The 25,121-nt window shown below is 72.5% G+C and carries 20 protein-coding genes; 13 read left to right on the plus strand and 7 right to left on the minus strand.

The window, feature by feature from the left end; all coding sequences use genetic code 11:
- Positions 1 to 94 precede the first annotated feature (94 nt).
- The 4 genes from mfd (at position 95) to AB0F61_RS01645 (ending at position 7,318) form a co-directional block, all read left to right on the plus strand.
- Positions 95 to 3,724, plus strand: a complete 3,630-nt coding sequence (gene mfd / locus AB0F61_RS01630) for a transcription-repair coupling factor (RefSeq protein WP_357802168.1) — start codon at positions 95 to 97, stop codon at positions 3,722 to 3,724.
- Between the two features lie 64 nt (positions 3,725 to 3,788).
- Positions 3,789 to 4,595, plus strand: a complete 807-nt coding sequence (locus tag AB0F61_RS01635) for a hypothetical protein (RefSeq protein WP_357802171.1) — start codon at positions 3,789 to 3,791, stop codon at positions 4,593 to 4,595.
- 2 nt (positions 4,596 to 4,597) lie between these two features.
- Complete coding sequence (locus AB0F61_RS01640; protein ID WP_357802173.1) at positions 4,598 to 5,569, plus strand: nucleoside triphosphate pyrophosphohydrolase; 972 nt, start codon at positions 4,598 to 4,600, stop codon at positions 5,567 to 5,569.
- Between the two features lie 129 nt (positions 5,570 to 5,698).
- On the plus strand, positions 5,699 to 7,318 hold the full coding sequence (locus AB0F61_RS01645; RefSeq protein ID WP_357802176.1) for a DUF885 domain-containing protein: 1,620 nt from the start codon (positions 5,699 to 5,701) through the stop codon (positions 7,316 to 7,318).
- Here the strand turns inward: AB0F61_RS01645 and AB0F61_RS01650 are convergent.
- Positions 7,315 to 7,887 carry a DUF3592 domain-containing protein gene (locus AB0F61_RS01650; protein WP_357802178.1) on the minus strand — a complete coding sequence of 191 codons (573 nt, stop codon included), beginning with the start codon at positions 7,885 to 7,887 and terminating at the stop codon, positions 7,315 to 7,317. The genes AB0F61_RS01645 and AB0F61_RS01650 overlap by 4 nt on opposite strands.
- A gap of 289 nt (positions 7,888 to 8,176) precedes the next feature.
- On the opposite strand from AB0F61_RS01650, the gene AB0F61_RS01655 reads away from it, so the two are divergent.
- Positions 8,177 to 9,175, plus strand: a complete 999-nt coding sequence (locus AB0F61_RS01655) for a DUF1996 domain-containing protein (RefSeq protein WP_357802180.1) — start codon at positions 8,177 to 8,179, stop codon at positions 9,173 to 9,175.
- 38 nt (positions 9,176 to 9,213) lie between these two features.
- Here the strand turns inward: AB0F61_RS01655 and AB0F61_RS01660 are convergent, their stop codons facing one another.
- On the minus strand, positions 9,214 to 9,672 hold the full coding sequence (locus AB0F61_RS01660) for a DUF4333 domain-containing protein (RefSeq protein WP_357802182.1): 459 nt from the start codon (positions 9,670 to 9,672) through the stop codon (positions 9,214 to 9,216).
- 17 nt (positions 9,673 to 9,689) lie between these two features.
- Entirely contained in the window at positions 9,690 to 10,388 is a 699-nt protein-coding gene (locus AB0F61_RS01665) for a hypothetical protein (protein ID WP_357802185.1), read from the minus strand.
- 235 nt (positions 10,389 to 10,623) lie between these two features.
- On the opposite strand from AB0F61_RS01665, the gene AB0F61_RS01670 reads away from it, so the two are divergent.
- Together AB0F61_RS01670 and AB0F61_RS01675 are read left to right on the plus strand one after the other, a co-directional pair.
- Positions 10,624 to 10,920: a WXG100 family type VII secretion target gene (locus tag AB0F61_RS01670; protein WP_357802187.1), complete on the plus strand. Its 297-nt coding sequence runs from the start codon at positions 10,624 to 10,626 to the stop codon at positions 10,918 to 10,920.
- Between the two features lie 90 nt (positions 10,921 to 11,010).
- Positions 11,011 to 15,405 (plus strand): FtsK/SpoIIIE domain-containing protein, encoded by a 4,395-nt coding sequence (locus AB0F61_RS01675; RefSeq protein WP_357802189.1) that lies wholly within the window; start codon positions 11,011 to 11,013, stop codon positions 15,403 to 15,405.
- A gap of 92 nt (positions 15,406 to 15,497) precedes the next feature.
- Here AB0F61_RS01675 and AB0F61_RS01680 read toward each other — a convergent pair whose 3' ends face one another.
- Both AB0F61_RS01680 and AB0F61_RS01685 read right to left on the minus strand, forming a co-directional pair.
- Positions 15,498 to 16,163: a hypothetical protein gene (locus tag AB0F61_RS01680; protein WP_357802192.1), complete on the minus strand. Its 666-nt coding sequence runs from the start codon at positions 16,161 to 16,163 to the stop codon at positions 15,498 to 15,500.
- Positions 16,160 to 16,465: a hypothetical protein gene (locus AB0F61_RS01685; protein WP_357802195.1), complete on the minus strand. Its 306-nt coding sequence runs from the start codon at positions 16,463 to 16,465 to the stop codon at positions 16,160 to 16,162. Before AB0F61_RS01685 ends, AB0F61_RS01680 begins: the two co-directional genes overlap by 4 nt.
- Before the next feature lie 207 nt (positions 16,466 to 16,672).
- On the opposite strand from AB0F61_RS01685, the gene AB0F61_RS01690 reads away from it, so the two are divergent.
- The 6 genes from AB0F61_RS01690 to AB0F61_RS01715 all read left to right on the plus strand — a co-directional run bounded on the left by AB0F61_RS01690 (position 16,673) and on the right by AB0F61_RS01715 (position 22,519).
- Positions 16,673 to 18,517, plus strand: a complete 1,845-nt coding sequence (locus AB0F61_RS01690) for a putative T7SS-secreted protein (protein WP_357802198.1) — start codon at positions 16,673 to 16,675, stop codon at positions 18,515 to 18,517.
- Positions 18,518 to 18,527: 10 nt separating this feature from the next.
- Complete coding sequence (locus tag AB0F61_RS01695) at positions 18,528 to 19,094, plus strand: type VII secretion system-associated protein (protein ID WP_357802201.1); 567 nt, start codon at positions 18,528 to 18,530, stop codon at positions 19,092 to 19,094.
- A 14-nt stretch (positions 19,095 to 19,108) separates the two neighbouring features.
- Positions 19,109 to 20,494: a hypothetical protein gene (locus AB0F61_RS01700; RefSeq protein ID WP_357802204.1), complete on the plus strand. Its 1,386-nt coding sequence runs from the start codon at positions 19,109 to 19,111 to the stop codon at positions 20,492 to 20,494.
- Positions 20,495 to 20,537: 43 nt separating this feature from the next.
- A complete protein-coding gene (locus AB0F61_RS01705; protein ID WP_357802206.1) occupies positions 20,538 to 21,125 on the plus strand; it encodes a hypothetical protein in 588 nt (195 codons plus the stop codon).
- A 123-nt stretch (positions 21,126 to 21,248) separates the two neighbouring features.
- A complete protein-coding gene (locus AB0F61_RS01710; RefSeq protein ID WP_357802209.1) occupies positions 21,249 to 21,797 on the plus strand; it encodes a sigma-70 family RNA polymerase sigma factor in 549 nt (182 codons plus the stop codon).
- Complete coding sequence (locus AB0F61_RS01715) at positions 21,794 to 22,519, plus strand: zf-HC2 domain-containing protein (RefSeq protein ID WP_357802212.1); 726 nt, start codon at positions 21,794 to 21,796, stop codon at positions 22,517 to 22,519. Before AB0F61_RS01710 ends, AB0F61_RS01715 begins: the two co-directional genes overlap by 4 nt.
- A gap of 37 nt (positions 22,520 to 22,556) precedes the next feature.
- On the opposite strand, the gene AB0F61_RS01720 is transcribed toward AB0F61_RS01715, so the two are convergent.
- Positions 22,557 to 23,993 (minus strand): neutral zinc metallopeptidase, encoded by a 1,437-nt coding sequence (locus tag AB0F61_RS01720; RefSeq protein ID WP_357802725.1) that lies wholly within the window; start codon positions 23,991 to 23,993, stop codon positions 22,557 to 22,559.
- A 116-nt stretch (positions 23,994 to 24,109) separates the two neighbouring features.
- Positions 24,110 to 25,027 carry a hypothetical protein gene (locus tag AB0F61_RS01725; protein ID WP_357802214.1) on the minus strand — a complete coding sequence of 306 codons (918 nt, stop codon included), beginning with the start codon at positions 25,025 to 25,027 and terminating at the stop codon, positions 24,110 to 24,112.
- Positions 25,028 to 25,121: the final 94 nt, after the last annotated feature.

Genomic DNA, 25,121 nt, shown 5'->3' on the forward strand with positions numbered 1-25,121 from the left:
CCCCGGCGAGAGATAGGCTGGCGGGCGAACACCCCCCGTCCCGGCCGGACGAGGGGCATCTGTCGTGTGCCGAGCGCCCTGGAAGTGATGACACATGCTCACCGGCCTGTTCTCCGCAGCCCTCGCCGACCCGGCCCTCGCCCGGGTCCGTGACCTGGCGCGTTCCGGTGCGGCGCAGGTCGACGGCCTCGATCTGACCGCCCCGTCGGCACTGCGCCCGTTCGCCGTCGCGGCGGTCGCCGCCGACGATCAAGGGGCCGGTCGACCGGTGCTGGCGGTGACCGCCACCACCCGGGAGGCCGACGACCTGGCCGCCGCGTTGGGTGGGTTGCTGCCGGCGGACCAGGTGGTGGTCTTCCCCTCCTGGGAGACGCTGCCGCACGAGCGGCTCTCCCCACGCTCGGACACTGTGGGTCGGCGGCTGGCCGTGCTGCGCCGGTTGGCGCACCCGGAGTCGACCGACGCGCACGGCGGCACCGGGCCGCTGCGGGTGGTCGTGGCTCCGGTCCGTTCGCTGCTCCAACCGCAGCTCAAGGGTCTCGGTGACCTGGAGCCGGTGCAGCTCGCCGCGGGCGAGGAGGCAGACCTGGAGGAGGTCGCCCACCGTCTGGTCGACATGGCGTACGCGCGGGTCGACCTGGTCACCAAGCGCGGCGAGTTCGCCGTACGCGGCGGCATCCTGGACGTCTTCCCGCCGACCGACGAGCACCCGTCCCGGGTCGAGTTCTGGGGCGACGAGGTGGAGGAGATTCGCACCTTCGCCGTCGCCGACCAGCGGACCATCGAGCAGGTTCCGCTGCTCTGGGCGCCGCCCTGCCGTGAGCTGCTGCTCACCCCGGCGGTCCGCGAGCGGGCCGCCGCGCTCGCCGAGCAGCACCCCGAGCTGGCGGAGATCCTGGACAAGCTCGCCGAGGGCATCCCGGTGGAGGGGATGGAGTCGCTGGCGCCGGTGCTTGTCGGCCCCGACTCGCTGGAGTTGCTGCTGGACGCCATGCCGGCCGGCACCCACGTGCTGCTCTGCGACCCGGAGCGGATCCGCACGAGGGCGCACGATCTGGTGCGTACCTCGGAGGAGTTCTTGCAGGCCAGCTGGGCTGCCGCCGCGGTCGGCGGCCAGGCCCCGGTGGACGTCGGCGCCGCCGCCTTCCGGACCCTCGGTGAGGTGCGCGCCACCGCCGGCCAGCTCGGCCAGCCGTGGTGGACGCTGTCCCCGTTCGGCTTGGTGGAGGCCGAGGCCGCCGAGACGCGACAGCCCTGGGAGGACGCGCCCGAGCAGGCCGCCGTCACCCCGGACGACGCCATCGCGGTGACCCTCGCCGCCCAGCCGGCGCCGCTGTACCACGGCGAGACCACGCGGGTGGTCGAGGACCTCAAGCGCTGGGCTGGCGAGGGCTGGTCGATCGCGCTTGTCTTCGAGGGGCACGGCCCCGCCCAGCGGGCGGTGGAGGTGCTGCGCGACGCCGGTCTGGGCGCGCGGTTGACCGAGGAGGTGCCGACCGCGCCCGTCCCCGGCGAGCTGGTGGTCACCTGTGGCGCGCTGAGCAGCGGGTTCGTGGACGAGGCGTCCCGCTTCGTGCTGCTCACCGGCAATGACGTGACAGGTGGTCGGGGCAGCTCGACGCGGGACATGCGCAAGATGCCGAGCCGGCGGCGCAACACCATCGACCCGCTGGAGCTGAAGGCCGGCGACCACGTGGTGCACGAGCAGCACGGCATCGGCCGCTACGTCGAGCTGGTGCAGCGCACCGTCAACGGCGCCAGCCGCGAGTACCTGGTGATCGAGTACGCGGCCAGCAAGCGGGGCCAGCCCGGCGACCGCCTGTTCGTGCCCACCGACCAACTCGACCAGCTCTCCCGCTACGTGGGCGGCGAGCAGCCGACCCTGCACAAGATGGGCGGCTCGGACTGGCAGAAGTCCAAGGCCCGGGCCCGCAAGGCGGTCCGGGAGATCGCCGCGCAGCTCATCCAGCTCTACGCCGCCCGCAAGGCGTCCAAGGGCCACTCGTTCGGCCCGGACACCCCGTGGCAGCGCGAGCTGGAGGACGCCTTCCCCTGGCAGGAGACGCCGGACCAGCTCGCCGCGATCGACGAGGTCAAGCGGGACATGGAGCAGACCGTCCCGATGGACCGGCTGATCTGCGGCGACGTCGGCTACGGCAAGACCGAGATCGCGGTACGGGCGGCCTTCAAGGCGGTGCAGGACGGCAAGCAGGTGGCGGTGCTGGTGCCGACGACGCTGCTGGTGCAGCAGCACTACAACACGTTCGCCGAGCGGATGAGCCAGTTCCCGGTCGAGATCCGGCAGTTGTCGAGGTTCCAGACCCCGAAGGAGACCGAGCGGACGTTGGAGATGGTCGCCGACGGCACCGTCGACATCGTCATCGGCACCCACCGGCTGTTGCAGACGGCCACCCGGTTCAAGCAGCTCGGCCTGGTGATCGTCGACGAGGAGCAGCGCTTCGGTGTCGAGCACAAGGAGCACCTGAAGACGCTGCGCGCCTCGGTCGACGTGCTGAGCATGTCGGCCACCCCGATCCCACGGACCCTGGAGATGGCGATCACCGGCATCCGGGAGATGTCCACCATCGCCACCCCGCCCGAGGAGCGGCACCCGGTGCTCACCTTCGTCGGCGCGCAGGACGACCGGCAGGTGGCGGCGTCCATCCACCGCGAGTTGCTCCGCGACGGGCAGGTGTTCTACCTGCACAACCGGGTCGAGTCGATCGACCGGGCGGCACGGCGACTGCGGGAGCTGGTGCCCGAGGCGCGGGTCGCGGTGGCGCACGGTCAGATGGGCGAGGACGCCCTGGAGAAGGTCATGGTCGGCTTCTGGGAGAAGGAGTTCGACGTCCTGGTCTGCACCACGATCGTGGAGTCGGGCATCGACATCCCGAACGCCAACACGCTGATCGTGGAGCGGGCCGACCTGCTCGGCCTGGCCCAGTTGCACCAGATCCGGGGCCGGGTCGGCCGGGGCCGCGAGCGGGCGTACGCGTACTTCCTCTACCCGCCGGAGAAGCCGCTCACCGAGCACGCCCACGAGCGGCTGGCGACCATCGCCCAGCACACCGAGCTGGGCGCCGGCATGTACGTGGCGATGAAGGACCTGGAGATCCGGGGCGCCGGCAACCTGCTCGGCGGTGAGCAGTCCGGGCACATCGAGGGTGTCGGCTTCGACCTGTACGTGCGGATGGTCGGCGAGGCGGTCTCCGCGTTCAAGGGTGAGCGGCCCGAGGAGGAGACCGACGTCAAGATCGACCTGCCGGTCGACGCGCACCTGCCGCACGACTACGTGAGTGTGGAACGGCTGCGCCTGGAGATGTACCGCAAGCTCGCCGAGGCACGCGACGAGGAGCGGCTGCGCGAGGTGGTCGCCGAGATGACCGACCGGTACGGCGAGCCGCCGGCCCCGGTGCAGAACCTGGTGGAGGTGGCCCGGTTCCGCCTGCTGGCCCGCCGGTACGGCCTCACCGACGTGTCCATGCAGGGCAAGCACGTACGGTTCGGTCCGCTGCCCCTGCCGGATTCGAAGCAGTTGCGGCTCAAGCGCTACCACCCGGACGCCGTCTACAAGCTGGCCACCGACCAGGTGAGCGTGCCTCGTCCGACCACCCGTCGGGTCGGTGGCGAGCCGTTGCGGGATCAGGCGCTGCTCCAGTGGTGCGCGCAGTTGCTCTCCGATGTGCTTGGTGCCCCCGCCCCGCTCGCCGTCGCGGCGGGGTGAGGTGGGGGCCGGGGTGAGGTGGGGGCCGTCACAGCGCGGACGAGGGCATGAGAGAGTGACGGGCATGCGTGCTCGCCGTGTGATCGCCGCCGCCAGCGTCGCGGCCCTGGGTGTCCTTTCCCTCGCTGCCTGCGGCAGGTCCGCGCCGGACGTCGCCGCGTATGTCGGTGACACCACCTATTCGGTGGACCGGGTCGACGAGATCTACGCCGATGTGCAGGCGCAGTACGGCGACGTGGTCCGGCAGCAGGCGTCCCAGGCGGGGGCGACGCCGTCGCCGGAGCAGTTGCGTTCCACTGTCACCCGTCAGGACGTGGTCGATCTGCTCGTCAGCCTGGACCTGGGCAAGCGGGTGGTGGCGGCGAAGAACCTGCAGGTGCCCGACGAGATCACCCCGCAGCAGCTCGAACAGAACCTGCGGGTGCCGGCCACCACCGAGTACGCCAAGCTCTGGGGCGAGTGGGTCGACCTGCTCCAGGTGCTCAACCAGCAGCTCCCGCCGGCCGACCTGAGCGACGAGTCGCTGATGGCCGTCTACGGCGCCCTCACGAAGGCCGGGGCGATCGACGCCGGAATGTCGGTGGCCGACGTCCGCCGGGCGTTCGGCGACGGCGGTTTCGTCCGCACCGCCACCGCCCTGGGCGCCGCACTGGGTGAGGAGGCGGGCCGGGTCGACGTGTCGGTCAACCCGCGCTTCCGGGCGGTCGGGGTGCCGTCGCTGGTGAGTACCGGCCAGTCGGTGGTGTTCTACTCGCTGCCGTACATCAACGAGGACGGCCCGGTCACCGACATCTCCACCCCGGAGCCGGTGCCGTCGACCGGCTCCCCGAGTGCCGAGGGCCCAGCGCCGGACCAGGGCACGGCCAGCTGAGCATGACGGCACGGATCGTCCTCCTGGTCACCTCACCCCGGCTGCCGGCCGGCCTGTTGACCTCCGCGGCCTGGGACGTCGTACGCCAGCACCCGGTGTTGACCGGCGCGGAGAGCGAGTTGGTCACGGCCGCGCGCCAGGCGGGCGCCGAGGTGACAGTGGTGGACGGTCCGGCGACGCAGCTGTTGCTGGATGCGGTGGCGACCCACGGCACGGTGGTGTGGCTTGCCGGCCCCGCGGGCGACGAGGCGCTGGCCCGGGAGTTGGGTCTGCGGCTGGCCCGGCAGCCGGGGTTGGCCGAGATGGAGCTGATGTACGGCTCGTGGGACCCGCCGGGTGCCCGGCTGCTCGACGCGGTGGCCGTGCTGGACCGACTCGCCTCGCCCGGTGGCGACCCGTGGAAGAGGGCGCAGACGCACCGCAGCCTCGCGGGTTATCTGCTTGAGGAGAGCTACGAGGCGTACGACGCGATAAGCGCCGACGACACCGACGCGCTGCGCGAGGAGTTGGGTGACGTCCTGTTGCAGGTGGTCCTGCACGCGCGGCTCGCCGAGGAGCTGCCCGAGGACGAGCGGTGGACCATCGACGACGTGGCGGGTGGCCTCGTCGACAAGATGATCAGGCGCAACCCGCATGTCTTCGCCGGGGCGGAGGCGGGCACGCTTGAGGAGATCACCGAGAACTGGGAGCGGATCAAGCGGGCGGAGAAGGCACGGAGTTCGGTGCTGGACGGGGTGGCCCTGAGTCAGCCCGCCCTGGCCCTGGCCGCGCAGATCCTGGGCCGCGCCGCCCGCGGCGGCCGAGCGGTCCCGCCACCACTTGCCGACACCCAGGTGGACCCGGAGGCACGGTTGGGCGCCAGCCTCCTGGCGACTGTCGCGGCAGCCCGCGAGGCGGGCATCGACCCGGAGGCGGCCCTTCGCCGTGCCACCCTCGCCTACGCCGAGGCGGTCCGCGCCGCCGAGTCCGACTGACCGCAGGGCCGCCCTGGGCCGGGCTCAGCCCGCAGAGCGTTCCGCCCCGTGCCGGTGGCCGGCAGCTCGACTGGTGTGCCGGGGGTCGGTACGGCGGATCGGGTCAGGGGTGCCGTCTAGGGTCGGGGCATGGAGCCCTTCGTGCCATTGGCTGAGCGGATCGTCGACGCGGTGTTGGAGAGCCGGCCCGGCCTCGCCACCTCGGTGGGGGACCACCGCTACGACGACCGACTGCCGGACCTCTCCGCCGACGCGGTCGCCGCCGACCGGGCGATGCTCAAGGAGGCCGCCGACGCGCTCTCCGACATCGATCCTGACGCTCTGGACCTCGCGGAACAGGTCGACCACGCGCTGCTCAGCTCACTTGTCGACAGGGGGTTGTTCGAGTCGACCGAGATGCGGGCCCACGAATGGGATCCGCTGACCCACAATCCCGGTCCGCTGCTGCACGCCCTTCTCGCCCGTCCGTTCGCTCCCGCGGACGTCCGGCTGACCAGCCTCGCCGGCCGGCTCGCCGCCGTACCGGACGCTCTCGCCACCGCCCGCGCGACGCTGCGGGACATGCCGCGGATCCACGCCGAGACGGCGGTCAGGCAGTTCACCGGTACGGCCGCGCTGATCCGCGACGAGCTGCCGGCGTTGCTCGCCCAGGCGCCGAGCACCCTCGACCGGGTCGAGCCGGCGGCCACGGCGGCGATCGCCGCGCTTGAGGAGTTCGTCGCCTGGCTGCGTGTCGGCCTGGCCGACGACGCCGGCCCCGGCCGTGACCCGCGACTGGGCCGACGCCGCTGGGAGGCCCGCCTCTGGCACACCCTCGACACCGAGCTGAGCGCCGCCGAGATCCAGCGCCGCGCCTGGGCCAACCTGGACCGGGTCACCGCCGAGATCCGCGAGGCAGCCGTCGAGCTGGTCGGCGGCCCCACCGACGACGCGGCCGTCCGCCGGGCACTGGACCTGCTGGCCGCCGAGCACCCGGACGACGGGACCATCGTCGACCTGGCCGGCGTCACGCTGGACGAGGCCACCGACTTCGTCCGCGTGCACGACCTGGTCACCCTTGTCGACGACCGGTGCGTGATCCAGGAGATGCCGGAGTTCGCCCGGGGCGTCGCGGTGGCCTACTGCGACGCGCCCGGTCCGCTGGAGACCGCGCCCGTGCCCACCTTCTACTGCATCGCGCCCACCCCGTCGGAGTGGCCGGCGCACCGGGTGGAGTCGTTCTACCGCGAGTACAACGACCACATGATCCGCAACCTGACGGTGCACGAGGCGATGCCGGGGCACTTCCTCCAACTCGCCCACGCCCGGCGCTACGTCGGTGGCACCCGGGTCCGGGCTCTGGCGGAGTCCGGGCCGTTCATCGAGGGCTGGGCGGTGTACGCGGAGGAGTTGATGGTGGGGCTTGGCTTCGGCGGCCTGCCGGTGCGGTTGCAGCAGCTCAAGATGCAGCTCCGGATGACGATCAACGCGCTGCTCGACCAGTTGGTGCACGCCGAGGGTCTGTCCGAGGCCGAGGCGATGGCGTTGATGACCGAGCGGGGCTTCCAGGAGGAGGGCGAGGCGGCCGGCAAGTGGCGCCGGGCGCTGCTCACCTCCACCCAGCTCTCCACCTACTTCGTCGGCTACAGCGAGGTGGCCGAGATCGCCGCGGCCCGCCCGGCCGGGGTGTCGGTCCGCGACTGGCACGACGCGATGCTGGCCCACGACTGCCCGCCGCCGCGCCACCTGCGCACGCTCCTCGGCCTCTAAGTGCGCCGCGCCGCGCTGACCAGCAAACCGATGCCAGCGACGAGGGTGACCAGACGGACCAGGAAGATGACCCCTCCGATGGCCGCGGCCAGCGCGCCCATGGCGATGACGCCGTACGGGAGCCAGTCGGTCTCCGGAACGACGCGCGCGGACCCGGGGTCTTGCGGCAGGTAGGAGACGGTGGCGGTGGAACGCAGCGCCGGGCGCTTGCTGCTCTGCTCCGGCTCGGTGAACTCCACCCGCCGGTTGTCCGGCGTGGTGAAGGTCAGGACCCGCGAGTACATCGTGCGGCCGTCGCTGTCGCGGGAACTCGTGATCCTGGTGACGGTGGCGGTCGTCGACGTTCCCGCCGGGTAGGGCTGGTGCTGACCGTGCCACCACCAGCCGAGACCGACGAACAGCAGGCCGACGGCCAGCACCACGAGGGATCCGAGGATGCCGGTGCGCTTGCGTCCGAAGGGGACATCGATTCCGACCAGCCCGTCCGCGACGAGCGCTGCGCCCGCGGCGGTGCGCGCTCCTCGACCGGACAGAATGGTGGCGAGGGTCCTCAGGATCTGGGTGGGCATGTCAGCCGTCCTCCGGTTTACAGGGCTTACAGCGTGGTCACCGCAGCCACGTGAGGCGAACGGCTGCCGGTTCGACCGTCCGTCGTCAAGTGACCGGGATCTCGTCCCGTCGCACGCGACCTCATGGGCCGCTCCGACCCGGGAGTCGTGGCGCGGGTGTAACGGGCCGACGAGTCGTTGATTCGCGTCACACCGTCGTCGGACGGCCCGGCTGTTACTGCTGGTCCCAGGCTCAGCAGGGGCAGCCCACCGAGTCGGGTGCGATGGCGTGCCGCATAACCTTCGAGCCATGAGCGAGTCGGCGATGGCTCGACGGCGGGGCATCGCCGTCATGCTGGTGTTGGAGCTGCTGCTGATCGGCCTCGGCGTCGGCGCGGTACAGGCGATCGGCGGCGCCGACGCGGGACACTCCTCGCGAAGGCCGCTCGCCAGCCTGCTGAGTCCCGACATCGTGGGCATCAGTTCCGTACGCTCCGACGCCGCGCAGTCCGCGGCGCCACCTCCGGCGGGCGCCGGAAGTTACACCTGGGACTGCGGCCGCAACGAGATCGGCCACCGCAACACCGCCAACATCGTGACGGCGCCCGGCTACCCGGGACAGGCGCACCACGTGCACGACTACGTGGGCAACGTCTCCACCGCTGTGGGGTCGACCCCGCGCAGTCTCGCCACGGCCCGCACCACCTGCCGCAACGGCGACCGCTCCACCTACTTCTGGCCGGTGCTGCGGACCGTACCGGCCGGGAACGGCGGGCAGCCGGGGCACGACGGCGAGATCCAGGTGCCGGCCACCGTCACCCTCACGTTCCTCGGCAACCCGCTCGGGCACGTGGTGCCCATGCCGGCACGGCTGGCGGGGACCGTGGGGGACGCGGTGGCCGTCACCAGCGGCGGTGCCAGTGCGGCGGCGACGTGGACCTGCTCCAGCACACCGGAGCGCCGGACCACCGCCTACCCCGTCTGCCCCGTCGGTGACCGGGTACTGCGGATCTTCGACTTCCCCAGCTGCTGGGACGGACGGCGGCTCGACAGCCCGACCCACCGCGCGCACCTCCTCGCTCCCAACGAGGACGGCGCCTGCCCCCACAACACGTTCCCGGTGCCGCGGCTGCGGATGACGCTCGCGTACGACCTTCCGCCGGGCGTCCGGTTCCAGATCGACGCGTTCGACGGCCAGCACAACAGTTCGCTCACCGATCACGCGTTCTTCCTCAACCTGATGTCGGAGACGGTGACAGCCACTGTGGTGGACTGCCTCAACGCCGGCCGGACCTGCCACGACGGCTGAGGGCCGCGACGAACCGCAGGGCACAGCCGCGACCGGGGTCAGTCCGGTCGGCCGACCTCGAATCGGCCGGCGGACGACACGACCGTCACCGTGACCGTCCTCGGCTCACCGGCGATCCGCGCCGAGCAGGAGAACCGGTTGTTCACCGTGACCGGCGGTGCGACCGGACAGGCGACCTCGTCCGCGTCGAGCTGGTAGTTCTCGCGCAGCACGGTCAGCACCCCGCGCTGGAGCGCCGCCGTGTCGAAGACCTTGCGGTTGAGGAACCCGGGCCAGAGCAGGCCGAGTACCAGCACGACCGCGACCGCGAGCACGACCGGCCCGCCGATCGCCGCCACGAGCTTCGGGGAGACGCCGCGCCTCGGGGCGCGGCCGGTCTGCGGGCCCGTGGCGGCCGGGCCGAACTGCGGCGGCGGCGCCGGGGCCCAGCGGGGCGCCGGGGGCGCCGCCGCCGGGGGAGGGGTGGAGCCGTCGAGGCGCCCGTACGGGTCGGTCATCGTCGTTCCCCCGGTCCTCAGCGAGCCGAGGCGGTCGGCACGGCGACCACCTCGGGCAGCGGCTTCGTCCTGCCCCCGGTCGGGTTGACCGCGAACCAGGTGCCGCCGACCCCCTGGCCGGCGATGTCACCCGGCGCCTTGTCCCCGGCGAACCGGTAGACCGGCCAGCCGCCGATGGTCACCTGACAGGTGCCGTCGGCGCGCTCCACGTAGCCGACGAGCTGCGGGTTGATCCCGCTCGGGTAGATCTGGCCGGGCGAGTGGATCAGCAGCGGCGGCCAGGTCTTCGCGCAGTCGCCGTTGCAGGTCGACTTCGGCGGCTTGGCGCTGTCCTTGTCGAACCGGTAGAGCGTCCGGCCCTGCCCGTCGGCGACGTACGTGCCAATGTCGGCGGAGGCGGTGCCGTTGAGCTGCACGATGGTGCTGCCGCGCCCCCGGTCGGGTGGGGGCGAGAGCGGGCCGGCGGCGGGACCACTGTAGATCTGCACGCGGCGCTGGGTCTTGGCCACAGTGGGCGTCGCCACCGGCGACGCCGGCGCCTCGATCACCTCGGGCACCTGGTCCGGGCTCGCGGCCACGGAGACGGCAGGGCTGGGCGCTGCGGCCGTGGGAGCGGGGGGCGCCGCGGCCCCGGGCGCCTTGGTGCCGCACGCGGCCAGGGCCGCCACGCTGGTCAGTGCGATCGCGGTACGCGCGATCCGGCTGGACAACAACATCAGTGCTCCACCTCGTGCTCGGTGCGACCGTGCCCGTACGCCCGGTCGGCACCCACACGGCCGGGCGCGCGATGTGGTTCACCGCGAGGACGGGAAGAGCCGCCGTCACGAACCCGAAAATCCCGCTGAACCGTTCCCGAGCGCAATCCGTGTGGGTGGCGGCAACGGCGGAAGGCGGTCCGCACGACGACCGCCGAGCCCGCCGGGAAGACCCACGAAACGAGGGAGCGGGAACGTGGCCACGTACCACATCGTCAGCGAGGACATCCAGGAGTCGGCGAGCTGGCTGCAGCAGAACATGCAGACGCTGCTGGACGGGATGACCCAGGCCAAGAGCAAGATCGACACGCTGATCCAGGGGGGCTACAACACCCCGGGCGCTCAGCAGCAGTTCGGCCCGTACTTCGAGGAGTACAAGGGCAGCGTGGACCAGACCCTGGAGGGCATGGAGGGCATCAGCCAGTACCTCAAGCAGGTCAGCGACGCCTTCTCGGAGACCGACAGCCAGACCGCCAGCAGCCTCGGCCGCTGACGAACGAACGGCCCGGGGCCGCGTGGTGAGCAGATCACCACGCGGCCCTGACCGTTTCCTTCCGACGGACCGTCCGACCAGGAGAAACCCGTGCGCCTGCTGCTCACCGTTGCGGATCCCGGCACCGCCGTCACCGACTACCAGGTGGAGACGGACCCCGACACCACAGTCGGGGAACTCGCCGCGGCGCTGGCCGCCCGCCGTCCGTCCGCGGCGGACACGTCGCCGACGGTCTTCGTCGCCGGCGCGCCCCTGGATGCGCGGCTGACCCTTGCCGAGGCCCCGGTACACCAGGGCACGGTTCTCGGCCTGGACCGCCCGGCGCCCGAGGCGCCCGCACCACCGCCGGGCCTGCTCGAGGTACGGGTGGTCGGCGGCACGGACGCCGGCGACGTTCACCAGCTCGACATCGGCGAGCACACGATCGGTGCCGCCAGCACCAGTCGCGTCCGCCTCTCCGACCCGTCGCTCGCCGCCGTGATGGCACGGGTGCGGGTCACCCCGGACGGCGAGTGCCGGCTGCGCCCGCTCCAGCCGGGGCTGCTGCTCGACCGCACCGAGGTCTCCGCTGAGCAGGTGTGGCCGCCCGGCGGGCAACTCGCCGTCGGATCCTCCCTGCTGGAGCTGCGCCACCCGGTCCGGGCGGAGGCGGCGCTGCAGGTCTCCGAGGACCGGACCGGTCTGGACTACAACCGCCCGCCGCGGCTGCTCCCCGCGGCCCGGGCCACCCGGTTCGCGCTCCCCGCACAGCCGTCGCCACCCGAACGGCGGCCGATCACGCTGATCACCGTGCTGGCGCCGCTGCTGGTCTCCGGGGGCATGTACCTCGCCACCCGGAACCCGCTGACCCTGCTCTTCGCCGTCCTGTCGCCGGTGGCGCTGATCGTGAACCAGATCGCCGCCCGGCGGCAGGGACGGGCCAGCCACCGGGTGCGGATGGCGGAGTACGAGGCGAAGAAGGAGCGGATCGCCGCCGAGGCGCAGGAGGCGCTGACCGCGGAACGGCTGGCCCGCCGGGACACCCATCCCGATGCGGCGGCGGTGCGGTTGATGGCGGTCGGACCGCAGCGGCGGCTCTGGGAGCGGCGCCGCACCGACCCCGACTTCCTGGAACTGCGCGCCGGCACCGCGGACCTCCCCTCGGAGGTGGTGCTCACCGACCCGAGTCAGGACGAGCACCGGCGGGAGATCCGGTGGAGCGCGCTCGACGTGCCGGCCGTCGTGCCGGTACGCAAGCACGGTGTCGTCGGTGTCGCCGGTGGCCCCGTGGCCCGTACCACCGCCCGGTGGATGGTGGCGCAGGCGGCCACCCTGCACAGCCCCGAGGACCTGCAGATCTACCTGCTCGCCGGCGCGGGCGACGAGGGGGACTGGTCGTGGACCCGCTGGCTGCCGCACGCGGCACCGCGCGACGGCCAGGACACCTTCGCCACCGTCGGCACCGACACCCAGACGCTGGGCCGGCGCGTGGCCGAACTGGTCGCCGTCATCTCGGCCCGCTCCGCGCAGCGGCAGGACGGCGCGTTCCGCGACATCCTCGTCGTGCTCGACGGGGCGCGCCGGCTGCGGTCCCTGCCGGGGGTGACGCAGATCCTGCGGGAGGGGCCGTCGGTCGGCGTCTACGCGCTCTGCGTGGACGCCGAGGAGAGGCTGCTGCCGGAGGAGTGCCAGGCGGTTGTCGCGCAGCAGACCGACGGAACGCTGCTGGTCACCAGGACGCTGGCCGAGCCGATCGCTGGCGTCCACGCAGACCTGGTCCCGTCGGACTGGCTGCGGACGGTGGCCCGGGCGCTGGCGCCGCTGCGGGACACCGGCGGTACGGACGAGGGTGGTGCGCTGCCCGACGCGAGCCGGCTGCTCGACGTACTCGGCATGGAGCCGCCGGAGTCGGACGCCGTGGCGGCGCGCTGGACCACCGGGGGTCGCACCACCGAGGCGGTGCTCGGCGTCTCCCTGGACGGGCCGTTCGCCCTGGACCTCAAGCGGGACGGGCCCCACGCCCTGGTGGCCGGCACCACCGGCTCGGGCAAGTCGGAGTTGTTGCAGACCCTGGTCGCCTCGCTCGCCGTGGCCAACCGGCCGGACGCCATGACGTTCGTGCTCGTCGACTACAAGGGCGGCAGCGCGTTCAAGGACTGCGTCCTGCTGCCGCACACCGTCGGCATGGTGACCGACCTGGACACCCACCTGGTGAGCCGGGCCCTGACCTCGCTCTCGGCCGAGCTGCGGCGTCGGGAGCACATCCTCGCCGAGGCGGGGGCGAAGGACATCGACGACTACGTCGACCTGCTGCGCCGCGAGCCGACCCGGACGCCGATGCCCCGGCTGCTCATCGTGATCGACGAGTTCGCCTCGATGATCCGTGATCTGCCCGACTTCGTGGCCGGTCTGGTCAACATCGCGCAGCGCGGCCGGTCCCTCGGCATCCACCTGGTGCTCGCGACCCAGCGCCCGGGCGGTGTGGTCTCGCCGGAGATCCGCGCCAACACCAACCTGCGGATCGCCCTGCGGGTGACCGACAGCAGCGAGAGCCAGGACGTGTTGAACGCGCCGGACGCCGCCTCGATCTCCAAGTCCACGCCCGGGCGGGCGTACGTGCGCCTCGCCCAGTCGTCGCTGGTGCCGTTCCAGGCGGGCCGGGTGGGCGGGTTCCGCCCGGGCGTCCGGACCACCACCCGGCGGGCCCCTTGGCTGGCGCCGCTCTCCTGGCCCGACTTCGGCCGGCCGGCGCCGACCCGTCCCGGTGGCGGCAGTGCGGAGCCCTCTGCGGAGCTGACCGACCTCGCCGTGCTGGTGGAGGCGATCCGGGGCGCCAACGAGCAGCTCGCCCTCGCGCCCCAGCACAGCCCGTGGCTCCCGGCACTGCCGACCACCCTCAGTGTCGACGCGCTCCCCGCCGCCCGGGGCAACGGTTACCTGCCGGCCGTCGCGTACGGGCTGGTCGACCTGCCGGCACAGCAGGAGCAGACGCCGCTGGAGCTGGACCTGGCGACGCTGGGGCATCTGCACGTCATCGGGTCCTCGCGCAGCGGCCGGTCGCAGACACTGCGGACGATCGCCGGCACGCTGGCCCGCGCCCACTCCACGGCCGACGTCCACCTCTACGGCGTCGACTGCGGCAACGGTGCCCTGCTGGCACTCAACGACCTGCCGCACTGCGGTGCGGTGGTGCAGCGGACGGAGGCCGAACGGCTCGGGCGGCTGTTCGGCCGTCTCCTCGCTGAACTGGGACGGCGGCAGCAGCTGCTCGCGTCGAGCGGCTCGGCCAGCCTCGTGGAGTACCGCTCAGACGCGGTCGAGGGCGACCGCCCACCGCACATCCTCGTGCTGCTGGACCGGTTCGAGGTCTTCGACAAGACCTTCGCCGACTACGACAACGGCACGGTGATGGCCGCGCTGCTCACGCTGCTGCGCGAGGGTGCCGGGGCCGGGATCCACGTGGTGCTGGCCGGCGACCGGAGCATGTTCTCCACCCGGATCTCCTCGACGACCGACGACAAGCTGGTGCTGCGGCTCACCGAGCGCAGCGACTACAGCATGGTCGGGATCAACTACCGGCAGCTGCCCGAGGAGATCGATTCGGGCCGGGCCATCCGAGCGGCCGACAGCGCGGAGGCGCAGATCGCGCTCCTCGCCGAGGACAGCTCCGGTCAGGGGCAGGCCCGGGCGCTCGCCGAGATTGGCGCGGCGGCCCGGTCGCGGGACGAGGCCCTGCCCCGCGTCGCCCGCCCGTTCCGGATCGACGTCCTGCCGGACGAATTGACGCTGGCGGACTCGCAAGCCCTGGCCCGGCCGTCGGGCCCGCTGTGGACGCTGCTCGGAGTCGGTGGCGACGAGCTCACCGGCATCGGGCCCGACCTGGCGGAGATTCCTACCTTCGTCCTCGGCGGGCCGCCGCGTTCCGGCCGGAGCACGGCGCTGCTGGCGATGGTGGCGGGTCTGCTCGCGCAGGGGACGCCGGTGGTGATCGGCGCCCCGCGCCGGTCGCCGCTGCGGGACCTGGCCGGCGTGCCCGGCGTGCTCGACGTCGTGGCGGGCGAGGACTTCACGTCGGCGCGGCTCGCCGCGGCCCTCGACGGGCGCGACGGCCCGGTCGTGGTCGTCCTGGACGACGCGGAGCAGCTGCTCAAGTGCGACGCCGGCAGCGACTTCGGCGAGATCGCGCGGACCGGGGCGGAGACCGGTCGTGGCCTGGTCATGGCGGGCACCATCGACGGCCTCTCCGGGGGCTTCGGCGGCTGGCACGTCGACGCCCGACGCAACCGGCAGGGCGCGCTGCTCAGCCCCCAGGGCCTCGGCGACGGGGAGCTGATCGGCGCCAAGCTCTCCCGGGGGCAACTGGCCGGCGGCCGGCCCGGCCGGGCGCTGGCCCACTTCGGCGACGGCCGGCTGCACCTCGTGCAGGTGCCCCGCGCCGATGTCGCCGCAGTGCGGGCGGTGCTCGGCCATGAGCCTCCCGCGGGCGCCCTGTCGACGGGATCGTGACGGGCCCGGTACGACCTTCGGCCCGCTGAGCGGCGTCGAATACACGTCAGGGGGGCACCGGGAAAGGTGCCCCCCTGACGCGCGTCGGCGACTCACCCCTGGGTCGCCGACTCCCCCAGGAAAGTCTGCGGCGTCGCGAGCGCCGGGGCTTCGTCCCCCCAGGTGAACGTCAGGGTCCCGGTGATCGTGGCGAACAGCTCGAACAGTTCCTCCGCCTCGGCGAGGTTCGGGCTCGAACCGGTGACCACCAGGACGTTCGAGGAGCCCGGCAGCGGTACGACAGTGTGCATGACGGCGCAGCGCATCGTCGCGCCGTCCTGGGTCACGTTCTGGATGCCGTGCACCCGGCCGACCGTGCCGATCCCGGGGATCTGCGCCGTGCCCACCCGACGCCAGGTGCCGTCCGCCCGGCCGGGTTGCCCGACCGCGGTGAGCGCCCCGATGATGTCGCCCGTCGCCGGCGGGGTGACCACCGCAATCAGCACCGTCGCGGTGAGCGGACCATCCTCGTACAGCTGGAAGACGCCGGCGGCGTGCACCGCACCGGCGCGGCGGGCCTCGCGTACCGAGCGACGCAGTTGCTCGGCGTACTGACCGGCCTGCTCCTCCGCAAGGCCGCCCTCGCGGGCGCGGGTCCACACCTCCTGTGCCATCCGGTTCTCGCTCGCCTCGTCGGCGACCGAGTAGTCCACCCAGTCCTCCGGCGTGCGCAGCTCGAAGCCGGTCGGGGCCGGGGTCGAGGCCGTCGCGCTGGTCACTTGCTCCCCCCGTCGTCCGGGTTGGTGAGGGCGTTGACGGTCTGCTCGTCCGTCTCCCGGAACGCGTCGGCGACCGCCTTCGCGGCGTCGCGTACCCCTTCCAGGTCCTTGGCCACGACGTGGCGACCGTCACCCCACCGCTTCTCGAAGTCGTGGGCGGCCTTCTGCAGGTCACGCTGGCCGAGCGTGTCGACCACGTGCCCCATGGACTTGATCGGGGCACTGTCCATCAGATCCTTGGTGCGCTGCAGCAGGTCGTGCACCCGCTCCAGCTCCGCACCCGGTACGTCGATCACGCTCATGCCGGCACCGCCGCGCCGAGCCTGCCGGTTCGCTCGCTCATCTCCGACTCCCTCCGGGGCCGTCACAGCAACTCTGCGCCGTACACGGACGGCGTGCCGTTGTGGTTCAGCGCTGAACCGATTCTCGGTCGCCTACGTGTGCGAGTCGGCTCCCGGCACCCGGTGCGGTTGCGGGGGGACCAGACGGCGCGATAGGGGAGGTTGGTCATGGCGCGTCCGGGGGACGCCGAGTGGTCGGTGTTGCAACTGGACTCCGACCCGGTGCCAGGTGATCCGGAGTCCTTCGAGGAGATCACCCGGGCCTACCAGGAGTTGGCGAGGACCACCCAGGAGGCGCACGACCTGCTCGCCACCGGCGGTCAGCTCGACGTGGGGCAGGGCAAGGCGATGGAGGCCTTCCGGGACCTGATCGGCAAGCTGCCGCCCCGGCTGGACCGGATGGCCCACTCGTACGCCGCGGCGGCCGACGCGTACCTGCGCTACCTCCCGTCGCTGGAGGAGGCGCAGACCATGTCGATGCGTGCTCTGGACCAGGCCCGGCAGGCCTCCGGCGACCAGGGGTCGGCGCAGGCGGCGCTGTCGTCGGCGCAGGCGGCGCTCACAGCGCTCACCGGCAACGCGGAAGCCGCCAAGGACGCCAAGGACAGAGCCGACGACGACGTCACCGCCGCCCAGCGCCGGGCCGACGATGCCCGGCAGGCGCTCGACCAGGCCAGGGCACTGCTCGGGCAGGCGACCGCGCTGCGCGACCAGGCGGCCCGATCCGCCGCCGAGACGCTGCGGCAGCTCGCGAAGGACGCTCCCCAGCGGTCGCTCTGGGAGAAGATCGCCGAGGCGTTCCACGCGTTCATCGAGTTCTTACGGAGCACGGTGATCGAGTGGATCACCTTGGTGCTGGACGCGCTCTCGGTGATCGCCTCGTTCATCTTCCCGCCGCTCGGTGAGGCCATCGGTTTGCTCTCCGGTGCGATCGACCTCGCCGGAGCGGTGCTCGGCGGAGATCCCGCCGAGATCGGGATGGCCGCCGGCGGCATGGCCCTCGGCCTCATTCCCGGCGGCCGCATCGCCGCGCGGCTCATGAAGTTCGCCCTCAAGGGAGGTAAGGCGCTCCCCGGCACCGTCGCCGACGGGGTCAGGAACAGCACGAAGGGGCTCGGCGGCGGAACCGGCACCCGCAGCGTCGACAACGCCGGCAAGCCCGGGGCCGGAACCGACACCGTGGTCACCCGGCTCGGCCCCGGCAACCTCATCAAGGGGAAGTTCGCCGACTTCAAGAAAAAGGTCGCCGACTTCAAGGACAAGCGCGCGGACAAGCAGTTCGAGCGCGACCTCGACAAAGCCTTGGAGAAGCGCGAGAAGGACCCGAGCCTCATCTTCGGCCAGACCGGCAAGGGCCGCCTCAAGACCTTCCATGCCTCGGACGTCAAATCCGTCCCACTGCACGACAACAACGGCAAGCAGATCGGCGTCCTCTTTCCGAGCAAGCCGAATGACAACCAGGTCTTCACGGACTGGGCCAAGACGGAGTCCAACCTCGCCTTCGGCAAGAATCTGGGCGGACAGTTGGACATCTCCGGCCGCAAGATCATCCGGGGTGTGCCGGGGCAGGAGGACGCTACCTTCGCCAACAGCAATCTCAAGGCCGCGCCGTGGAGCAAACTGAAGAACGACCCGATCTCCGTCGTCGCCCACGGCAGCCCGGAGGACGCCGCCGTGACCTTGAACAACGGCAAGGTCATCCGGGTGACTGGCGCTCAGTTCGCCAAGGTCCTGCACAACGACGACGTCTTCAAGGCGGCCGCGGACGCGAACCCGAAGGGTTCGATCGCGATGCTCTCCTGCAACTTCGGCAACGCCTCGGGCTCGGCCGGCCAGGACTTCGCCGACACGATGCGTGAGCTGGGCAGCAAGCGGCCGGTCTTTGCGGCGACCGACACGGTGCAGGCCATTCGAGGCAAGGACTCCGAGGGAGTGTTCACCGACCCCGGCCGCAGTATCGCCTCACTGGCCGTCGAGAACGACGGCAAGTTCATCCACATCAAGCCGAACTGACGAGGGGCCGATGAACGAGCGCAACGAGCCCGCCGACCAGCGCAACTGGATGCTGCTACTGGACAGCGACTGGGACGGGCCCGGCGACGACGATCCGGACGCGGCGGACGTGCCCCCGGTGGAGGCGATCGTCGGCGGCTGGCTGGTCGACGACGACGGCACCGTCGGGGAGTTCGAATCCAACCCGCTCTACCGTCCGCGGAACGCGGATTCGCCCACGAGCCCGGTGGACGCGGCGGTCAAGCTGGTCGCGGCGGGCCGGGCTGACGCCGACCTGGTCCTGCTGGCGCTGCGCGACAGCCTGGTCGACTTGGCGTTGGACGAGGCAGGTGACGTGCTCGTGGCGTCCGCCCCGGACGGCGTCACCTGCGTACTGGTCGTGACCAGCGCCGCCGACCAGGTCCGGATCGACGACGTACCGCAATGGCGGCAGGTCGACGTGTACGAGCTGCTGCGCCTGCTGCCGAGCGGCCTCGACGTGCTGCTCAACCCCGCCGGGCCGCGCGCGATGCGACTGCTCGCCAGCGCCCTGCGTGACGCCGCCGGCCAGACCACCGACGAGTCGGCGACGCCGTGAGTGAGGTGGTGGGAATGCGCAGGCTGCTCCGTGCCGCCTTACGGCGCTCGTCCCGGCCGGGCCGGATGCTCGCCGCCGCCGTACTCGTGGTCCTGCTGCTGCCGCTGACGCCGGGCACGGCCGGAGCCGTGGAGCCCGCGGTGCCCTACTGGGTGGTCCCCGGCGAGCCGGGCGCTGCCAGTGAGCTGACCCTGCCCGGTGTGGCCGACCGTGTCCTCGGCGACAGCCGCCGCTGGCCCGAGCTGTACAAGCTCAACAAGGGTCGGGTGCAGCCGGACGGGCTGGTGCTGACCGAGCCCGGGCAGGAGATCCGGGCGGGCTGGGTCTTCGTCCTCCCCGAGGGCGCGGCCTCCGGTGAGATCCGGATCGGCGCGCCGCCGACCGCCGTACCGCCGGCCAACCAGCGGCCGGATCCGCCGCCCGGTGACCAGCAGCCCGCCCCGCCGTCGGCCGGTCAGCCGGCGAGCGCCCCGGTGGCCGGTCAGCCGCGGCCGGCGGCGACGTTGGCGGCCCAGCCGACCGGGACCCGGGTCCTCGGCCTGCACCCGGTGGTGGCGGTGCTGCTCGGCGTGGGCGTACTGCTGGTGCTGGCCGCCGCCGTGCTCGTGCCGCTCCTGCTGCGCCGGCGTCGTCCGGCCACCGTGGCGCCGCCATCGGCGCCGCCCGGCTCCCGGGCGGTCCTGGACCGCGCGTTGCGGCAGTTGGCCACCCAGGCCAGCCACGCTCAGGTGTACGCGGCACTGATCGGTCCCGACCGGGTCTCGTTGCGGCTGGCGCCCGCACTGCCGGAGGCTCCGCCACCGTGGCAGGCCCGGCAGCGAGGCGCCATCTGGGAGGCGCCGAGCTGGCAGCTCGACCAGGGCGGCGAAGCCCGGTCCGGGCTGCCGCTGCTCGTCACCGTGGGCACGGTCGGCGGGGAGCTGGCCGTCGTCAACCTGGGGCGTGCGCCGGGGATCGTGGCGCTCACCGGGGACGAGGCGACCGCCATGCGTATCGCGGGCGCCTTCCTCGACGAGATCAGCCGCGATCCGGCCACGACGATCACCCTCGTCGGCCCGCCACCTCAGCTGTGGTCCAGTCCCGGGCAGATCCACGTCGCCGCCGACGTACGGGTCGCGGTGCCGCCGGCGGGTGGCACGGTGGACGCCTCGTTGTCCGGCGGGCTGCGCGACCACCTCGTACTGGTCACCGCCTCGATCTCACCGGCCGAGGTGGAACGGCTGGGTGCGCTGGCGGCGGTTTCGGGCAACTCGGCGGCCGTGCTTGTCGTCGGCGAGGCGCCGAACGCGGCCTGGCGCTTCGAGGCTGGCTCCGACGGCTCGCTCGACGTCGGGGTGCTCGGGCTCGACCTCGACCGTCCCGGCCCACGCGGCGGCGTCACCTCGGTCGCTCGGGGCTGAGGCCGTGTCTCCTGTCTCCAACTGTCCAAGGAACGGTGTGGCGATGAAGACCCTCATCCCTCGTCCGCTGGTCGGCACTGTGGCGCTCGCCGTGGCGCTGTTCGTGAGCGGATGCACGACCACGGTGACCGACCCGGTGGCCGTGCCCCGGCCGGACAGCGGCACGGTCCAGCCGAGTAGCACCCCCGGCGCGGTGGCGAGCCCGGAAGCGGCGCAGAACGACCTCGGGCGGCGCAGCTCCGACGGCGGCTACTGGCCGGCGTCGCTGCAGCTCGGCGACAACCCGGAGCTGGGGCCGGTGGTGCTCGACGGGCAGGGCTTCACCCTCTACCGGTTCGACAGCGACAGCTCCGCGCCGTCGCGGTCGACCTGCACCGAGGGCTGTCTCATGCGGTGGCTGCCGGTGCTGGTCAGCGAGAAGATCAAGTTCGACAACCTGGACCCTGCGAAGCTCGGGGCGGTGGCCCGGCCGGACGGCACCCAGCAGGTGACCGTGGGTGGCTGGCCGGTGTACCGCTTCGCCGAGGACCGGGTGCCCGGCCAGGTCTCCGGGCAGGGTGTCGACGGGGCCTGGTTCGTGGTGGCCCCGGACGGCAGCAAGGCGGCCGCACCGACGGACCAAGATAGTTGACGTCGCAAACAAGTGACGGAAGATACACATTCATCCGTGATCTTCCGCATACGAAGAGCACACCCGCATCCTGTCTGTGCACCGATCAAGATCGGCATCGTGGGGCAGCAGAGGGTGGTACGTATGGCGGGTTCACAGCCCGTTCGGCGGCAAGAGGTCGCGGATGAAGCCTTGGTCCGATCCCTGTACGAGGAGCACGGTCGCGCGATGCTCGCGTACGCGACGCAGTTGACCCGGGACCGCGCGGCGGCGGAGGACGTCGTCCAGGAAGCGCTCGTGCGGGCCTGGCGCCACCCGGACAGTCTGGTCAACGGCAAGGGTTCGGTCCGGGGATGGCTGCTCACCGTGGTACGCAACATCGTCACCGACACGGTCCGCGCCCGCCGGGCACGGCCCCCGGAGGTGCCGGAGAGCCCCACGGACGTCGCCGTCGAACGGGACCACGCCGAGCAGGTGGTGGCCTCGGTGGTGGTGGTGGACGCGCTCAACCGCCTGTCCCGTGAGCACCGTGAGGTGCTGGAACAGGTATACCTACTGGGGAGTACAGTCGCCGAAGCCGCGAAGGCGTTGGGCATCCCGCCGGGCACGGTCAAGTCACGCTCCTACTACGCACTCCGGGCGCTCCGCGACATGGCGGGTGGCCCAGCCGGGGTGGAACGGTCTGTCTCATGAAACCCGACGGCGCTATGCCGGCCAGCGACCACATGGACATCGGCGGCTACCTGCTGGGCGAGCTCGATCAGGAGCAGGTCCGGCAGGCAGAGGAGCACCTGGCGAGCTGCGCGGAGTGCCGGGCCGAGGTCGAGTCGCTGCAGGGGTGGAAGACGGCACTCGGGGCGGTACCGGAGGCCATGCTGCTCGACGGCCCACCCGAGGGTGGCGACCTGATGTTGCAGCGGACCCTGCGTCAGATCCGCAGCGAATCGGCCGGTCGGCGCCAGCGCCGAGGGCTGCTGCTGAGCAGCGCGGCTGCCGTGGTCGTCGCGGCCGCCATCTCGGGCGGCGTCCTGCTGGGCCGCACGACCGGCGCGTCCCCCGACAGCACCGCCCAGCCCGCCCCGTCGGCGAGCACGACCTCCGCCGACCCGGCGACCCGGTACGCCAGCGTCACCGACCCGACCACCGGCACCCGGCTCACCGTCGCCGTCACGCCCGCCGCCGGCTGGGTACGTGTCAATGCCGCCGTCTCCGGCGTGCCCGCCGGGGAACGCTGTCGACTCATGGTGATCGGCAGGGACGGCAGCACCGTGCAGGCGGGTAGCTGGCTCGTGTCCCCGAAGGCAGCGACCGACGGCATCACGCTCGACGGCAGCGCCCTGATCGACACCGCCCAGGTCGACGCCGTGCGGGTCGAGACCACGGACGGCAAGGAGTACGCCACCGCGAAGCTGTAGGCGCCGCGGGCCCTTCGGGGACGGGTCCGCTGCGGTCCTACCGGTACTTCTGAAGGCACGGCGTGGCCCCGCCGCCGGTGAAGCCGTCCCGGAACGCCTCCACCCGGGCGAAGCCGGAGGGAATGCCGGCGCCGTTGACGTCCGCGGCGATCAGGCTCCGCGGCCGGAGCATCTCCGCCACCGCCTCGTCCAGATCACCGGGCGACAGTTGCAGGAGTGCCCCCCGGCCCGCCGTGATCGTCGCCGCCCAGACCCCGGTCAGACACGCCGTACGCTGTGCCGTGGACAGACCGGTGAGGGGATAGCCGGCCGCGTGCTGGACGGCCAGCGCGTACCGGGAGGCGACCTCGGCGAAAGCCGCGAAGTCCCCGAGCCCGCCGCCCGTCCCCTGGTCGGGCGGGGTGCCGATGCGTGCCAGCTCGGCCAGGTCGAGTCCCACCGTTTTCGTCAGTGGGCAGTACGAGGCGGGGGCGGTGCCCCGCACCTCGGCGCACGGCGGCGCGCTCGGGTCGACCGTCGGCGTTGCGACGCCGTGTCGGTCGAAGGCGGCACGGAGCGTCTGCTCAAGCGCCCGCAGGGCGTTCCGGTCGTCGACCCGCAGGTTCCCGCCGCCCGCATCCAGCGTCGACGCCTGGCCGCTGGCGGGTTGGGTGATCCGCCGTCGGACCTCCGCCTCGTCCATCCGGAGGCACCGGGCCGGCCCCTCGCCGAAGCCGAACTGGAACGCCGAGACACGGTCGAACGCGTTGCCGTGGGCGCCCTCTGCGTCGAAGCCGGTGCCGACCGCGTCGCGGATGAAGAAGAGGGTGGCGAGGACCTGGTTGAGCCCGGGCCCGATGGCGAGCTGGAAGTGGGGGGCGTTGCCCTCGGCGACCCAGCGGAAGACGCTGCCCGCGTAGCAGTCGGCCTGCTGCTCGCGGACGATCGAGCTGGTCCGACCGTCGGTCGTGCCGAGCCGGGACTGCACGGCGTGCCCCACCTCGTGGGCCAGCACGGCCACCACCGCCATCGGCCCGAAGGAGTCATCGAGGAGGGGCAGCAGTTGCCCCCGGTCCCAGGCCACCGAGTCGTCGGCGCGGCAGTAGAAGGCGTTGACCACGCCCGCGGTGCCGGTGCCACAGACCGTCGTGTCGGGGCCCGTGGAGTCGTACGAGATCAGCCGGACGACGGGCTCGAACCGTCGTCCGAAGGTCGCCGGCAACTCGTCTCTCCAGTACCGCTGCACGTCGTCGACGGCGTTGCGGGCGAGCCGGTCCAGTTCGCCGCCGTCACCACCGACGACCGCCAGGGGAGAGTCCGGCACCCCGGGGCGGGGCCCGCTCGCGCCGTTGGTGATCTCCAGGCCGGCGACCGTGGTGGCGTTCCACCGCTCGGCGTCACCGGTACCGCTCACGGACCGCGCGCAGCCGGCCAGCAGGGCGGCCGCGACCAGGGCCGACCCGACGAGGCTCGCCGCCCGCCTCCGGTGAATCATCAAGCTCACGTACCTTCCGCTCCTGGTGACCGCGGGCCGGGCCATCGGCGCGGCGCGTACGACGACGGGTGTGCCGGCCGGCGCGAAGCCGGACAGCACACCCGTGGTGGGGCCGGTCAGTTGAAGCGCACGGAGGCCACGGCGTCGTCGAAGCCGATCGTGGCCAGATCGGCGACGTCACCGTTGATCACCATCGAGCGACCGGTGCAGTTCGGTCCCGTCCAGAGCTTCAGTGACCCGGGCGCCGCGACGGACGAGGCGACGCCGGGACGGCTCAGGTTTTGGCAACCGCTGCCGGCGGCACCCTGGGAGGCGCCGTTGTCGCTGAAGTTGGCGTCGTCGAAGAGGACGGCGCTGGTGGCGGGGGGAGCCGTCGACCCGCCGGCGTCCGGCGTGGTCTGGTCGTCGGTCGGTGCGCCGGCCTTGCCGCCGGTGGGTGTCACGCCGAACCAGGTGCCGCCAACGCCCTGCCCGAGGGTGTCGCCGCGCTTGGTGTCCTTGGCGAAGCGGTAGACGGGCCAGCCGTTGATGGTGACCTGACGGGTGCCGTCGGCGCGCCGGACGGTGCCGACGGCCGCCTTCTTGACGCCCGCGATGAAGATCTTGCCGCCCGGGGTGACGGTCACCGGCGGCCAGGTCGCCGCGCAGTCACCGGAGCAGTTCGAGGTGGGCGGGTTGTTGCTGTCCTTGTCGAAGCGGTAGAGCGTCAGCCCGGCCCCGTTGACCACCACGGGGTCGAGGTCGCCGGCCCGGCTCGCGGTCAGCTGAACCCACTTCTGCGTGGTCTGGCGTACGGCTTCGGGCGCGACGCCGCCGTCCGGCAGGGCCCAGTCACCGGTGCCGGCCTGCGAGTTGTTGGACTTCGCGGTGCCGGGAAGCAGCGACAGGTCGTCGGCTGCGGCTGGCGTGGTCGGGCTGTTGGTCGCCGCGGCGCGTGCGGGCTGTGGCGCCTGCGGGGTCGAGCCGCACGCGGTGAGCGCGGCCAGGCCGACGGCCAACAGGGCGACGAAGGGCGCGAGGTGCTTGCGCATCATGTCGGGGTCTCCACGGTGTCTACCCGGTTCCAGGACGTCCGGAAGCGGTTCGGCATCCACACGGGCCCCGACCGGGTTCGGTTCAGCCGTAACC

The organism is Micromonospora sp. NPDC023888, from assembly GCF_040639415.1.
Taxonomy (GTDB): domain Bacteria; phylum Actinomycetota; class Actinomycetes; order Mycobacteriales; family Micromonosporaceae; genus Micromonospora.